This is a genomic window from Mycolicibacter terrae (assembly GCF_010727125.1).
In the GTDB taxonomy this organism is placed as follows: Bacteria; Actinomycetota; Actinomycetes; order Mycobacteriales; family Mycobacteriaceae; genus Mycobacterium; species Mycobacterium terrae.
In genome coordinates this window covers 650,082-663,863 of record NZ_AP022564.1, presented here as the reverse complement: position 1 = coordinate 663,863, position 13,782 = coordinate 650,082, and the positions used below count along the sequence as shown (strand labels likewise).

Sequence of the window (13,782 nt, the reverse complement as noted above, 5' to 3'; positions counted from 1 at the left end):
ACTGGCTCGCAGATCACCGCCTCCCGGACGCTCACAGATGCCTGCCGCCAGTTACTTCGAGCACGGTGCCGGTCATGTAGGACGACATCCCGGAGGCCAGGAACAGCGCGACATTGGCCACCTCATCGGGCTCCCCGGCCCGGCCCAGTGGCACCTCGGCCACCTTGGAGTCCCAGATGCGCTGCGGCATCGCCTCGGTCATCGCCGAGCGGATCAGCCCGGGCTGGATTGCGTTCACCCGCACCCCCAGGTACGCCAGCTCCTTGCTGGCCGCCTTGGTCATCCCGACGATGCCGGCCTTGGCCGCCGAGTAATTCGTCTGCCCGACCATGCCGACCTTGCCGGAGATCGAGGACATGTTGACGATCGCGCCGCGCTTCTGCTCCCGCATGATCGCGGCGGCCGCGCGCAGTCCGTTCCAGGTGCCCTTGAGGTGTACCGAGATCACCTGGTCGAACTGCTCCTCGGTCATCTTGCGCATGGTGGCGTCGCGGGTGATGCCGGCGTTGTTCACCATGACGTCCAGGCCGCCGAACATCTCCACCGCGGCGGCGACCAACGCTTCGACCTCGGCGGAACTGGTGACATCACAGCGCACCGCTCGCGCTACCTCGGATCCGCCCAGCTGCGCGGCGGCCTCCTCGGTGGCCGCCAGGTTCACGTCGCCGAGCACCACCCGGGCACCTTCGGCGATGAATCGCTCCGCGATCGCGTAGCCCAGCCCCTGGGCGCCGCCGGTGACGACCGCTGTTTGACCGGTCAGCAAGGACACTCGATCACCCGCCTTCTGTGAGATGTTTACGTCATCATATTTCATATATGATCGTCGTCGGTAACGGGCCGTTCAAGTGTCGAACGTGAGGAGAAGCGGCGTCGATGAGTGAAGTCAGCGACGAGGATTTCGCCGAGATTTTGGCCCAGACCCGCTATTTCGTTCGCAGCTCGGTGGTTCCGCGCGAAGCCGAGATCCTCGCCGAGGACCGCGTTCCCGACGATCTGCGCGAACAGGCCAAGGCGATGGGCCTGTTCGGCTACGCCATCCCGCAGGAGTGGGGCGGGCTGGGCCTGGACCTCGCCCAGGACGTCGAGTTGGCCATGGAGTTGGGCTACACATCGCTGGCGGTGCGCTCGATGTTCGGCACCAACAACGGCATCGCCGGTCAGGTGCTGGTCGGGTTCGGCACGCAGGAACAGAAGAGCCGCTGGCTGGCCCCCATCGCCACCGGTGACGTCGTGGCCTCCTTCGCGCTCACCGAACCGGGTGCGGGTTCCAACCCGGCCGGGCTGCTGACCAAGGCGGTCCGCGACGGTTCGGATTGGCTGATCACCGGCCAGAAGCGGTTCATCACCAACGCGCCCACGGCCGAGCTGTTCATCGTCTTCGCCCGCACCCGCCCGGCCGACGAGCAGGGCGCAGGCATCGCGGTCTTTCTGGTGCCCGCCGAGGCCGACGGGGTCGAGGTGGGCGTCAAGGACGCCAAGATGGGCCAGGAAGGGGCGTGGACGTCCGATGTGAGCTTCACCGGCGTACGCGTCTCCGATGCGGCGCTGGTCGGCGGGAGCGAAGATCTCGGCTATCGGGCGGCATTGACGTCGCTGGCCCGAGGCCGGGTGCACATCGCCGCGCTGGCGGTCGGCGCGGCCCAGCGCGCGCTCGACGAGTCGGTCGGCTATGCGGCCACCGCCACTCAGGGCGGCACCCCGATCGGCAACTTTCAACTGGTGCAGGCGATGCTGGCCGACCAGCAGACCGGCGTTTTGGCCGGCCGCGCCATGGTTCGTGACGCCGCGCGCAAGTGGGTCACCGACGAAGACCGGCGAATCGCGCCGTCGGCGGCGAAGCTGTTCTGCACCGAGATGGCCGGCAAGGTCGCCGATCTCGCGGTACAGGTCCACGGCGGCACCGGTTACATGCGGGGGGTACCGGTCGAACGCATTTACCGCGATGTCCGGCTGCTGCGCCTATATGAGGGCACCAGCGAGATCCAACGGCTGATCATCGGCTCGGGTCTGGTCAAAGCGGCGCAACGCCAATCGTGAATCACCGACGGAGGGAACAGCAATGACGGGACGACTAACCGACAAGGTGGCTTTCATCACGGGCGCGGCGCGCGGGCAGGGCCGCGCGCATGCGGTGCGGATGGCTACCGAGGGCGCCGACATCATCGCGATCGATGTAGCCGGCAAACTCCCGGACTGCGTGCCGTATGACTCGGCGAGCCCGGAGGAGCTCGCCGAGACGGTGCAGCTGGTGAAAGCCACCGGTCGGCGCATCGTGTCCTCGGTTGTCGACACCCGCGACTACGACGGATTGCGTGAAGCCGCCGACGCCGGCGTGGCCGCATTGGGGCGGCTGGACATCATCGTCGCCAACGCCGGTATCACCGCGCCCCAGGTCTGGGATGCCATCACCCCGGAGTCATTTCGCGATGTGATGGACGTCAACGTGACCGGCACCTGGAATACGGTGATGGCCGGCGCGCAGCACATTATCGACGGCGGCCGGGGCGGGTCGATCATCCTGATCAGCTCGGCAGCCGGAATCAAGATGCAGCCGTTCATGATCCACTACACGGCCAGCAAGCACGCGGTCACCGGGATGGCCCGCGGGTTCGCCGCCGAACTGGGTAAGCATTCGATTCGGGTGAACAGCCTGCACCCCGGTGCGGTCAACACGCCGATGGGCACCGGCGAGATGATGGCGGCGTTGCACCGGGCCAACGAGACCAACCCCGGCCTGATGAACATGGTGACGCCGTTCCTGCCCGACTACATTGCCGAGCCGGAAGATATCGCAGACGCTGTCTGCTGGCTGGCCAGCGATGAATCACGCATGGTCACCGCATCACGAATCCCGGTCGATCTGGGGTCCACCCAGTACTGAGGTGGGGAATGGACCGGTTCTGCGCGGCACTGTCCGCGGGTCTGCACAGCTACGGCGCAGCACCGTGCCTCGAATTCGAGCAAAAATGGTTTTCCGGCAACGACATCACCGGCTACATCGCCTCGGTCGAGGGCCAGCTGTCCCGGGCCGGGATAGCGCCGGACGAACCGGTCGGCGTCGTGGTGCGCAATCGGGTCCCGCACGCCGCGGTCATTCTGGGGTTCATCGCCGCCGGGCGTCCGGTCGCGATGATCTACTCCTACCAATCGCCGGAGTCCATTGCCCGCGATATCGGCGCACTGCGGCTACCGGCAATCCTGGCCGACCAGCAGGACTGGACCGGACAGGTGCGCGACGCCGTCACGCACGTCGGATCGGCCGGGATGGCGTTGATTCCCGAGCCGCTCGCTGTCGAAACCATCGCCGTGCGAAGGCAAGTCGGCGTAGCGGCGCCCGACGGTAGGCTCGCACCCGGACTGCACATCTTGACCAGCGGCACCACCGGGGCGCCCAAACGGGTGCCGGTATCGACGTCGGCACTGCAGCACACGGTGCTGACCATGACCGTGGGGCAGCGTTCTTCCCCCGACGATCCTCCCGAACTGGCGTATTGGCCGTTCGGCAGCATCGGCATCTGCCAGCTGCTGGCCGGGCCCTACGCCGGCAGGCGGGTGGTGCTGCTGGAGAAGTTCACCGTCGACGAGTGGGTGCGAGCGGTCAAGACCTACCGGATCAGACGGACCGGCGTTCAGCCGGCGATACTGCGGATGCTGCTCGACGCCGGCGTCGCCAAAGCAGATCTGGCCTCGCTGGAGTACCTGCCCGGCGGGTCCGGCCCGCTGGCCCCGCGGTTGCGCGAGGAATTCGAGAGCCGCTACGGCATACCGCTGCTCTGGGCGTACGGCGCCACGGAATTCGCCGGCTCGGTCTGCGCCTGGACACCGGAGCTGTATCAGCGCTATGGCCGGACAAAGCCGGACAGTTCAGGCAAGCCACTGCCGGGGGTGCAGGTACGCGTCGTCGACGCGGCTACCGGCGCCGCGCTGCCGACGGACGAGCAGGGGCTTTTGGAAGCCCGCGTACAGGTGATCGGACCGGAGTGGATCCGCACCACCGATCTCGCGTCGGTGGATGCCGACGGTTTCGTCACGATTCACGGGCGCGCGGATGGCGCGATCAACCGCGGCGGTTTCAAGATCCTGCCGGAAACGGTGCGCGCGGTGTTGGTGTCACATCCGGCGGTGCGCGACGCGTGTGTGATCGGCATCCCTGATGCCAGGCTGGGCCAGGTTCCAGCGGCCGCAGTCGAACTGCGGCACGGTGGCGCCACCGCCTCGAGCGAGGAGCTGATGACGCTGGTCCGCGACGCATTGCCCAGCCATCATGTGCCGGTGGCGATCGTCGTCGTCGAACAACTGCCGCGCAATGCCGCGCTCAAGGTGCGACCCGCCGATGTCGCCGCGCTGTTCGAGGGGCGACGGTCATGATTGCAACCCGAGCCTGAGCGGCAGCGCGGGCAGCGCGCACGTCGCCGACGGCCAGGTGATCTCAGGTACGAAACCCGGCGCGATCCCGAAATCGGGAATGCGGGCCAACCATTCCGAGACCACGAGCTTGAGCTCCATCCGAGCGAGGTGTGAGCCCAGGCAGCGGTGTGGTCCGCCGCCGAATCCCCAGTGTTTGTGCACCTTTCCGTCGAGGACGAGCTCACCCCCGGAAAACTCGTCGCTGCCGTCTCGATTGATCGCACCGAGGCAGAGGCGGACCTGGGCGCCCGCGGGAATCTCAATACCGGCGACAGTGACCGGGCAGGTGGTCGCTCGCCCGACGACGGGTGCCGCAGGTTCGAGGCGGATCATCTCTTCGACGAAGACCGCGACACCGTCAGGGTCGGCGCGCAATTCCGCGCGCAACCCGGGCCGGCGGGCCAGTTCCAGCATCGTCATGCCGATCATGGCGGTGACGGTGTCCAACCCGGCCAGCACGAACACCAGGGACAGCCCGGTGGCCTCGTCGTCGTCGAGCGGGTCTGCGCCGTGCAACACTTCCGAGAGAATGCCGGGACGCGGTTCCTTACGTTGTCGGGCAACCGCTTCGGTGAGGTAGCCGAACAGCTCCACTGTCGGGGTCAGATCCACGCTGGCGGGGTCGTCGGTCAGACTCAACGCGATGATCGCGTTCTTCCAGGCGACCAGGCGGTCCCGATCCTCCAGGGGCAGACCGAACAGCGTGAGGAACACCTGCGAGGGGTAGGGGGTGGCCAATTCGGCCATCACCTCACACCGATCGTGCTCGGCGATCCCGGCGATGAGCTCGGCGGCCTGCGACTGCAGCGAGGGCAGCAGGGCCATCAGGGTCTGGGGGCTGAAGTAGCGATGCAACAGCTGCCGGTACCGGGTGTGGTCGGGCGGGTCGAACCCCAACGGCACCAGCGGAACCGGGCTGATCATGTCGCCGTAGGGGATCCTCGAGGAGAAGACCTCCCAGTCACGCAGCGCGGCAAGCACATCATCGCGACGGGTGAGGTAGTAGGCGCCCTCGCCGTACACCACCGGCCCGAGATCGCGCAGCGCCGCCCACCCTTCACCACGATCGCGGGCCATCGGCAGGTCGGTGTAAGCGAAGTGCGGCACCGCCGGTGCCACGTGCACGTCAGTCATGACCGCTCAACCGCCCTGCTGTTGTGCGGCTTGCTGTCTGGCCAGCCGGGCCTCGTACCGCTCGACCAGCTCCCGGAAGCCGAGCCGGTCATATTGCGGAACAGGCTGAATCCCCCAGATGTCCTTGGCGGTGTCCTTGCCCTCGGCGCCCTCCGGCGGCCCGAGCGGCGGGTAGGGGTACTTGCACTCGAGGGTGTCGTCGGAGTAGCGCACCTTGAGCAGCTCGCTGCAGATCTGGGTGAGACTCAGCGTCGGGTAACCGTAGTAGATCGCCATGAACGGCAAGGTGAAAGCGCCTTCGATGACCAGTGCGACCAGGCACACCAAGGTGGCGCGCTTGATCCAGGTGTGCATCCGCGCGTAGTAAGGCGTGGTGCCCGGCGGGAGGTCTTCGGCGGCAGTGGTTTCCATTGTTGTGCTCCTTCAGTCGGTGAAGATTTCGCGGTTCACCGTGTGCAGGTACGGGATGGCGAGGAAGGGGGTGATGTAGAAGATGTCGTAGAGCCACCAGCCGATGACCGGAAAGATCACCCCGGCGAACCGCACGTCGGCGAACATCGTCATGTTGAACACGTACAACACCCAGATCAACACACCCATCCAGCAGGTGACGATCATCCATTGGTGGCCCCAGCGCTTCATCTGCAGAAAGCCGATCGCGGCGGCGCAGCGCATCGCGAACACCGTGAGGATCATGCCGAAGACCATGGATTTCTCCCCGGGCCCGGCGGCACCGCCGACCCAGAGTTCGTTGTAGTGCCAGAAATAGCCGGCGTCGAACATGTGGCCCCAGCCGATCATCAGCACCCGGTTGATCAGAGTGTGGTTGGCAAGCAGGTCCAGCGACCAGCCCAGGCTGTTGAGCATGCCGTCGATCAGCACCAGATAACCGATCAGGGTGACGATCATGGGCCGCACCGACAGGCCCGCCCGCTGGGCCTCGCGCTGCAACCACACCCCGCGCATGAAGATCGGGAAACCGATCAAACCGGGTACCCACATACCCATCAGCGCAGCCCCGACGATCATCCATTTGTCGGCCTGCCACTGGGCGAGGCGGGACTGCTCCTGGTGGTCTTCCAGTCCGACCGGTGGCCCGGTGACGGTCACAGGTACCACCAGCCCCGTTCGAACGACATGTACAGCTGGATCAGGAACATCGTGAGCAGGTAGCCGTAGATGACGATCTGGAAGACGATCAGGGCCCTCTTGCGTTTCTGCTCTCGCTGGTCGGCCATTTCGGATGTCCTTTCTAGAGTTTGTCGGCGTCGAGCAGAACTGCGGCCGCGATCTCACGCAGCCCTTCACTGATGGCGCCGTCGGTGCTCAGCGGCGCAAGGACGCACGCTTCGGCCGCTTCCAGTTCGCCGGCACCGGCCGCGATGAGCTGTGCCGCGGTGACCAGCACCCGGGTCGACGGCGGCTCGAAGTGGAACGCCTCGTCGGCGGTGCGGATGGCGATGGCGCACTGCACGAGTCGCTGCGCGGCGGCGAGTTCGATGCCCGTCTCCGCGACGACGGCCTGCGCCTCCCGCTCGGGGGGAAGATAGGTCATCGGCAAGGTGGCGAAGCGCTGCCGGAATGACGGTTTGAGTTCTTTCAACGAACTCCGGTACGCCGGGTTGTAGGAGCACACGAGCATGAAATCGTCTGGCGCCGGGACCACTTCGTCGGCCCGGTCCAGGTACAGCGTGCGCCGATGATCGGTGAGCGAGTGCAGAATCGCCAGTGAGTCATGACGCGCCTCCACCACCTCGTCGAGGTAGCAGATGGCACCGGTTTTGACCGCCCTGGTCAGTGGTCCGTCGGTCCAGGTGACGTCACCGCCGGTCACCATGAAACGTCCGACGAGATCCGCGCTGGTCAGGTCGTCGTGGCAGCTGATGGTGATGACGGGTCGCCCCAGCAGTGATCCCATATGTTCGACGAACCGGGTCTTACCGCAGCCGGTCGGGCCGGTCAGCATCACCGGGATCTTCCGAGTGAAGGCCTGCTCGAAGAGTCGGACCTCGTTTCCGTTCGAGTAATATAAGTCGCTGCTCATGTGGCTCCTCCCCTACGTACTGATCAGTTCGCGGTGCACGCGTGCCAGTACGCGCGGCAGTTCTTCGACCCGGCTGATCCGTTGTGAGCGTTGGGGTCCGAAGACCTCCGGCAACGGGTCGACGCGTGTCGGGCCGACGCCCACGTAGTAGACCGACACACCGGCCTCGTTGGCCTCCGCCACCGCGTGTGCGGCGTCCGACCAGGCGTACCTGCCCTCGTAGCCTTCGTCGGAGATCATCCCGTCGCCGATGATGATGAGTAGTCGGCGCTCTGAGGGCTGGTCGAGCAGTCGGCTGGTCAGATGCCGGATCGGGGCGCCGAGGCGGGTGTAACCACCGGCGGACAACCCCATGCCGCTCGGCGCGACGAAGCGGGCTTCCGGAAAGTCCTTCAGGCAACGGACTTCCACCCGATGCCGGGTGTTGCCGGTGAACACGAAGATCCCGTGCCGTTCACGCGCGTGGGTCATTGCGCGCGACAATGCATCGGCGCAGGCCAGCTCGAGGCGGAACACCCGTCCCCCGTGTACCCCCAGTGAGGAGCTGCCGTCGAGCAGCAGCGCGGTGCTGACATCGCGGTTACTGGGCAACAGGTCGCGGAACAGTCGAGGCTCGCCGGCCTCCCCGGTGCGCAGGTCGACGTAATGGCGGACGTACTGGTCGATGTCGAGATCCGCCCCGTCTTCGAGCCGGTTGACCATCGCGCGATGGGTGTCCTCCTGGAACCACTTGCGCAGATCGGCAGAGGTCGTGGTGGCGGCACCGACTCGTCGGTCACGCGCCAACTCCACAACGGCCACGTGGTCGGGCATCAGGCGTTCGGTCCAGGAGTTCCACTCCGGGTACGGGATTCCCGGACGGTGCTCCGGGGTGACATCGGTGTCGTTGTCCTGCGGTCGGCTCGGGGGCGGCAGGTTCGGATTGCGCACGCCACCGTCACCGCCGACGGGCACCGAGTAGGGGCGCGGCATCCGCTTTTGCGTCGTGGTCCAGGGCATCCTGCCGAACTGCCGCCGCAGCCTGTCGGTCAGCCCGGTGGGCGCTGTGTAGATCGCCGGCAGGCGGCCCAGCAGCGGGTCGAGCTCCATCCGATCCGACCCCCGGGCCATCTCGATGGCCCGACCGATCATGTCCCGCGCCTCGAGCTGCGGGTCTGCCGGTGCGAGTTCGGGTAGCAGACGGTCGAACTCGGGCATCAGGCCCGGCCACCGCGCCGCGACCCAGCCCAGGGCGACGCCGGCTTCCACGACGGTCAGCGCCCGCAGTTCACGCGCCGACAGTTCGTTGATCCGGTACTGGCCCAGCCGGTCCTTCGACGACGCGCATTGCAGGGCGATCCCGCAGGTCAACGATCGCCGGGTCCAGCCGGTCCGCAATACCGGGTAGGGCACGTGCACGTGACTGCGCGATGCGCTGAGTCCGAATCCGCGGTGGTCGCCGGTGACCAGCCGCACGCCGGCGCGGTTCTCCTCGCTCAGGGCGACCGCGGTGACCGAGCAACTGCGTTCCAACGCCATGGCGGCCGTCTGGTCGAGGTCAGTCATGAACCGTCGCCCCGGGGCAGCCGTGCGCCGGGCTCAGAAGGTGCCGATGTTGGAGAACATCCAGTACCAGAACCAGATGACCAGACCGGTACCGCCCCAAGCAGCGACGTAACGCAGAATCTCCCAGACGTAGTCCATGGCCGGACCTCCTTGTTGACGGGTTCAGGCCGCGCGCCGCGGCGGAGGACAGCTTGTTGCGCATGACGTTTCGTTCACCACCGCGAAGCCTCCCGGAGACCGCGGCGACCCGCGTCTGGGGTCGGCGGGTGTCGCTCCGGACCTGGCGCACCTGTGGCTTCATGGTGCACTGTTTCTAACTCATTGACTGACTTCAGTCAATAGAACGGACGCTTGCAGCAGGTTGATCCGGGCCCGGACGCCGCGGCGCGGGGCGTGTTCAGTCGGTGAAGATTTCGCGGTTCACCGTGTGCAGGTACGGGATGGCGAGGAAGGGGGTGATGTAGAAGATGTCGTAGAGCCACCAGCCCACGACCGGGAAGATCACCCCGGCGAACCGCACGTCGGCGAACATCGTCATGTTGAACACGTACAACACCCAGATCAACACACCCATCCAGCAGGTGACGACCATCCACTGGTGGCCCCAGCGCTTCATCTGCAGGAACCCGATCCCGGCCGCGATCCGCATGGTGAACACGGTGAGAATCATGCCCGCTTCCATGGCCTTTTCGCCTGGGCCGGCAGCGCCGCCAACCCAGAGTTCGTTGAAATGCCAGAAGTATCCGGCGTCGAACATGTGGCCCCAGCCGCTGAGCAGCACACGCGCCAGCAACGTGTGACTACCGATCAGGTCGAGGGCCCACCCCACGGTGTTGATCGCCGCGTCGACGATGACCAGGTATCCCAGCAGGGTCACCAACATCGGCCGCACCGACATTCCGTTCTGCTGCGCCTGCCGGAGCAGCCACACACCCCGGAGGAACAACGGCAGGCCGAAAATGCCCAGCGCCGCAGTGCCAATCAGGATGCTTCCGCTGATCAGCCATCTGTCCGCCTGCCGCTGGGCCAGGCGCGACGCTTCCATATGCTCGTCAACCGACAGTGCACCAGACACGCTTACTGACTTTAGTCATTCAATGCCGCCGGCGACAAGGATTGATCAGGCGATCACAGCCATGCTGTGCATGGTGCGTTTCACCAAATCTTCGAGCAACTCGTGACGCATCAGATCGTTGGTGGTGATCGCCAGGGCGTAGAGGCCGAGCAAGAAGAACACCGCACTGTTGAACGGCCGGACCTCCGGATCCACCTCCCCCGCCGACTGGGCCTGCTCGATGCGCTTGCCCAACAGCAGGACCAGTGAGTGATCACTAACGTCCTCGGCGGCCGGGCGGGTCTGGGAGAAGTGCAACGCCAGGAAATCTTTGAACAACAGCTCACCGAGGCGGCGTTCCAGCCCCAACACCAGTCGCACCGCCTCGGTCAAGGCGGATTCCAGGTCATGCCCCTTGTCCAGGAACCGGCCGAACTGCTTTGCCATCCGGTCCTCTTCACGCATTTCGAGTTCTAGCAGCACATGCTCCTTGGTGGGGAAGTGGAAGAAGAACGTGCCGTGCGCGACGCCGGCGGCGGCCACGATGGCGCCGACGTCGGCCTGCGCCATCCCGGTCCGCTTGAACTCGGCCGTCGCCGCACCCAGCAGGCGCTCGCGCGTCTGCAGGCGCTTGGCTTCACGCGCCGTCATCTTGTCTGACTTGTCCGCCACGGCCAAGACAGTATCGCCTCGACGCCGGTACCCGCGCTGGATGACTCAGGTCATCGTCGCGCAGATTGCTGCAAGGTCGCGGCGATCAGCGCCCGAATGTTGCTCTTGCAGCGTCCGCACACCGTGCCCGCACCGGTGCGCTCACCGACCTGCCTGGTGGTCGATGCGCCGTCCTTGACGGCGTCGATCACCTGTTGGCTGGTCACCCCGGCACACAGGCAGACGTACATGACGCCTCATGCCCCGGACTCGGTCCCCAGCCGTGCTTTGTCCACCTTGCCGGTGGCGTTCAGTGGCAGGCTGTCCACGAACGACACGGACCGCGGGACCTTGAAGCCGGCCATCCGGTCCCGGCTCCACGCGATCAGTTCCGATTCCGACGTCTGCGCTCCAGCGGCATCTTTCACCACGAACGCCTTGCCGACCTGGCCGAGCCGCTTGTCGGGCACGCCGATGACAGCGACCTGCGCGACGGCCGGATGCTCCAGCAGAAAGCCCTCGATCTCGGCGGGATAGGCGTTGAAACCGCCGACGATGAACATGTCCTTCTTGCGTCCGACGATCCGCAGGCGACCGGCGGAGTCCATCGTCCCGACGTCCCCGGTGTGCAGCCAGCCCTGCGCGTCGATCGCCTCTGCGGTCGCCTGCGGGTCGTCGAGGTAGCCGGCCATCACGTTGTAGCCTCGCACCAGAACCTCGCCGGCTTCAGCGTTGCCGGCGATGCGTACTTCAATGTCCGCACACGCCAGTCCGGCCGTGGTCGCGATGTCCTCGAATGAGTCACCGCGGCGCGACGCCGTCACCGTACCGGCCTCGGTGAGGCCGTAGCCGGTCATGATGGACCGGAACGGCAATTCGCTGCGGATCCGCCGGACCAGATCCACCGGGATATCCGCGGCGCCGGTGACCGCGGCGCGCAACGATGACAGGTCGCGACCCGAGCACGCGTCCAGCAGTGACTGATACAGCGTCGGAGGCCCCGGAAGCATGGTGATGCGTTCGTTTTCAATGAGTTCCAGCACGACATCGACGTCGAATACCCGGACCGGGAACATGGTTGCTCCCCGGATGCACGCGGCGATACAGCCCGCCTTGTAGCCGAAGGTATGAAAGAAGGGATTAACCATCAGATAGCGGTCACCCTCGCGCAGATCGGCCAGGTCGCACCATTCGGCGTAGAGCCGCAGATTCTGTCGGTGGCTCATCATCACGCCCTTGGGTCGGCCGGTCGTGCCCGAGGTGAAGATGATGTCGGCGATGTCATCACCGTCGACCGGACGCTCTACCGGTGAACCGGCACTCAGGAAGTCCGATTTGAGGTCGATCACCGGAATGCCGGGTGGTGCGGTGAAATCCAATCCCAGGAAACCTTTTTCGGCCAGCACCAGCCTGGCTCCGCTGCGCCGGATGACGTCGCCTGCCTCCCCCGCCTTGAATCGGGTGTTGACCGGGACCAGCACTCCACCGGCGGTCAGCAGCCCGAACGCGGCAATGATCCACTCCGCGGAGTTGGGAGCCCAGATCGCCGCCCGATCACCCTTTTCGATGCCAGCGGCGGCGAAGGCGCCCGCGGCGCAGCGGACCCGGTCAGCCAGCTGAGCAAAGGTGAGTCGTAGCGGGCCGTCGGCGATCGCTTCGGCATCTCCGAAGCGATCGCCGACGCTCAAGACCATCTCGGGAATGGTCTGCCAGCGAGGCACCTCTAAGCGGTGACGAGGCGACTGAGGTTGCCGCCCATGATCTTCGCCTGATCCTCGACGGAAAGATGCGACAGCGCCGTCACGTAGTGCGTCGGCTCGCCCAGCCCCTCCGGGTGCGGCCAGTCCGAGCCGTAGAGCACCTGGTCCACCCCGATCAGCTTGATCAGGTCGTCGATGCCGTCCTCATAGAACGGGCTGACGTAGATCCGTTTCTTGATCTCTTCCATCGGATTGGCCGGGAAGGCCTCGGGGGCCTTCTTGTACACCTCGGCCATCGATTCCAGCAGCGGGGCCATCCACTTCGAGCCCGCCTCGATGATGCCCACCTTGAGCTTCGGGTGGCGGAACAGCGCGCCGTGGATCACCCAGGAGGCCACTGCATCCTGGATCGGGCGCCACTCGTTGAGGATCGCCATGGCATTGGTCTGGAACGGCAGCATCTCCTGGCTGGTGCCGTCCCACTCCGAGGTGTAGCGGGAGTAGCCGCTGTCCGACGAGTGCATTGCGACGAACACGTCGTGCTCGACGCAGCGGGCCCAGAACGGGTCGAATTCGGGCAGGGCGAAGGAGCGCGGGCCGCGGAAGCCCGGCACCGGTGCCGGGCGGATCAGGATGGCGCGGGCGCCGCGCGCGACGACCCAGTCCAACTCCTCGATGGCTTTCTCGACGATCGGCAGGGTGATCACCGGCGTGGTGAAGATGCGGTTCTTGTAGTTGAAGCCCCACACCTCGTCGAGCCACTGGTTGAGCGCGTGGATGATGACGTGGATCGCCACCGGATCGTCGCGCAACCGCTCCTCGATCAGACTGGCCAACGTCGGGATCATCAGCGCCCGGTCGATGCCCAGTTCATCCATCAGGGCCAGGCGCGGCGCGGGTTCGAAGAACGCCGGAATCGACTTCATCGGCTCGCCGAAGAGTTCACGCCTGGTCTTGCCCTCGGGATTGCCGAACTTGAAGTACTCCTCCCAGGCGCCCGGCTTGGCCACCACCGAGAACGTGGGGTTCGGGATGTACTCACTGATCTGACCGCGGATGGCGATCTTGGTGCGCCCCTTGATCTCCACGTACTGGACGATGTCCTTGTACTCCTTGGGCAGGTACTTGGTCAGCGCCTCCGGCGGTTCATAGAGGTGGTTGTCGGCGTCGAACAACGGGAATGGGATCTCGACGCGATGTGACAGTTGACCCATGGAATGCTCCTTTTCGGCTCGAGAGAATCA

At 65.8% G+C, this 13,782-nt stretch carries 15 protein-coding genes; 3 read left to right on the top strand and 12 right to left on the bottom strand.

Annotation, left to right across the window (positions count from 1 at the left end; translation table 11 throughout):
- Nucleotides 1-31: 31 nt before the first annotated feature.
- On the bottom strand, nt 32-772 hold the full coding sequence (gene fabG / locus G6N23_RS03245; protein WP_234808667.1) for a 3-oxoacyl-ACP reductase FabG: 741 nt from the start codon (nt 770-772) through the stop codon (nt 32-34).
- A 104-nt stretch (nt 773-876) separates the two neighbouring features.
- On the opposite strand from fabG, the gene G6N23_RS03240 reads away from it, so the two are divergent.
- Genes G6N23_RS03240 through G6N23_RS03230 form a run of 3 tightly spaced genes read left to right on the top strand, consistent with a single transcriptional unit; the run spans nt 877 to nt 4,371 of the window.
- Complete coding sequence (locus G6N23_RS03240; protein ID WP_085261744.1) at nt 877-2,040, top strand: acyl-CoA dehydrogenase family protein; 1,164 nt, start codon at nt 877-879, stop codon at nt 2,038-2,040.
- Between the two features lie 22 nt (nt 2,041-2,062).
- Nucleotides 2,063-2,884, top strand: a complete 822-nt coding sequence (locus tag G6N23_RS03235; RefSeq protein ID WP_085261743.1) for a mycofactocin-coupled SDR family oxidoreductase — start codon at nt 2,063-2,065, stop codon at nt 2,882-2,884.
- 8 nt (nt 2,885-2,892) lie between these two features.
- Nucleotides 2,893-4,371, top strand: coding sequence for a class I adenylate-forming enzyme family protein (locus tag G6N23_RS03230; RefSeq protein WP_085261742.1), 1,479 nt, complete (start codon nt 2,893-2,895; stop codon nt 4,369-4,371).
- Here the strand turns inward: G6N23_RS03230 and G6N23_RS03225 are convergent.
- The 11 genes from G6N23_RS03225 to G6N23_RS03180 form a co-directional block, all read right to left on the bottom strand.
- A complete protein-coding gene (locus G6N23_RS03225; protein ID WP_085261741.1) occupies nt 4,366-5,544 on the bottom strand; it encodes a cytochrome P450 in 1,179 nt (392 codons plus the stop codon). The two genes, G6N23_RS03230 and G6N23_RS03225, sit on opposite strands and share 6 nt — an antisense overlap.
- Before the next feature lie 6 nt (nt 5,545-5,550).
- On the bottom strand, nt 5,551-5,955 hold the full coding sequence (locus G6N23_RS03220; RefSeq protein WP_085261740.1) for a hypothetical protein: 405 nt from the start codon (nt 5,953-5,955) through the stop codon (nt 5,551-5,553).
- Nucleotides 5,956-5,967: 12 nt separating this feature from the next.
- A complete protein-coding gene (locus G6N23_RS03215) occupies nt 5,968-6,654 on the bottom strand; it encodes a hypothetical protein (protein ID WP_085261739.1) in 687 nt (228 codons plus the stop codon).
- Nucleotides 6,651-6,782, bottom strand: coding sequence for a hypothetical protein (locus G6N23_RS22350; protein ID WP_019736260.1), 132 nt, complete (start codon nt 6,780-6,782; stop codon nt 6,651-6,653). The genes G6N23_RS03215 and G6N23_RS22350 overlap by 4 nt, the downstream gene beginning before the upstream one ends.
- A gap of 14 nt (nt 6,783-6,796) precedes the next feature.
- Nucleotides 6,797-7,588, bottom strand: a complete 792-nt coding sequence (locus G6N23_RS03210) for a CbbQ/NirQ/NorQ/GpvN family protein (RefSeq protein WP_085261738.1) — start codon at nt 7,586-7,588, stop codon at nt 6,797-6,799.
- Between the two features lie 12 nt (nt 7,589-7,600).
- A complete protein-coding gene (locus tag G6N23_RS03205) occupies nt 7,601-9,133 on the bottom strand; it encodes a nitric oxide reductase activation protein NorD (protein ID WP_085261737.1) in 1,533 nt (510 codons plus the stop codon).
- Between the two features lie 397 nt (nt 9,134-9,530).
- Nucleotides 9,531-10,178, bottom strand: coding sequence for a hypothetical protein (locus tag G6N23_RS03200; protein WP_095174021.1), 648 nt, complete (start codon nt 10,176-10,178; stop codon nt 9,531-9,533).
- A 75-nt stretch (nt 10,179-10,253) separates the two neighbouring features.
- Nucleotides 10,254-10,838 carry a TetR/AcrR family transcriptional regulator gene (locus tag G6N23_RS03195; protein WP_095174255.1) on the bottom strand — a complete coding sequence of 195 codons (585 nt, stop codon included), beginning with the start codon at nt 10,836-10,838 and terminating at the stop codon, nt 10,254-10,256.
- A gap of 71 nt (nt 10,839-10,909) precedes the next feature.
- The gene (locus tag G6N23_RS03190; RefSeq protein ID WP_085261734.1) at nt 10,910-11,089 is read right to left on the bottom strand and encodes a (2Fe-2S)-binding protein; all 180 of its coding nucleotides are present in this window, start codon (nt 11,087-11,089) and stop codon (nt 10,910-10,912) included.
- A 6-nt stretch (nt 11,090-11,095) separates the two neighbouring features.
- Nucleotides 11,096-12,532, bottom strand: a complete 1,437-nt coding sequence (locus tag G6N23_RS03185; RefSeq protein ID WP_234808666.1) for a FadD3 family acyl-CoA ligase — start codon at nt 12,530-12,532, stop codon at nt 11,096-11,098.
- Nucleotides 12,533-12,561: 29 nt separating this feature from the next.
- Nucleotides 12,562-13,752, bottom strand: coding sequence for an amidohydrolase family protein (locus tag G6N23_RS03180; RefSeq protein WP_085261732.1), 1,191 nt, complete (start codon nt 13,750-13,752; stop codon nt 12,562-12,564).
- Nucleotides 13,753-13,782: the final 30 nt, after the last annotated feature.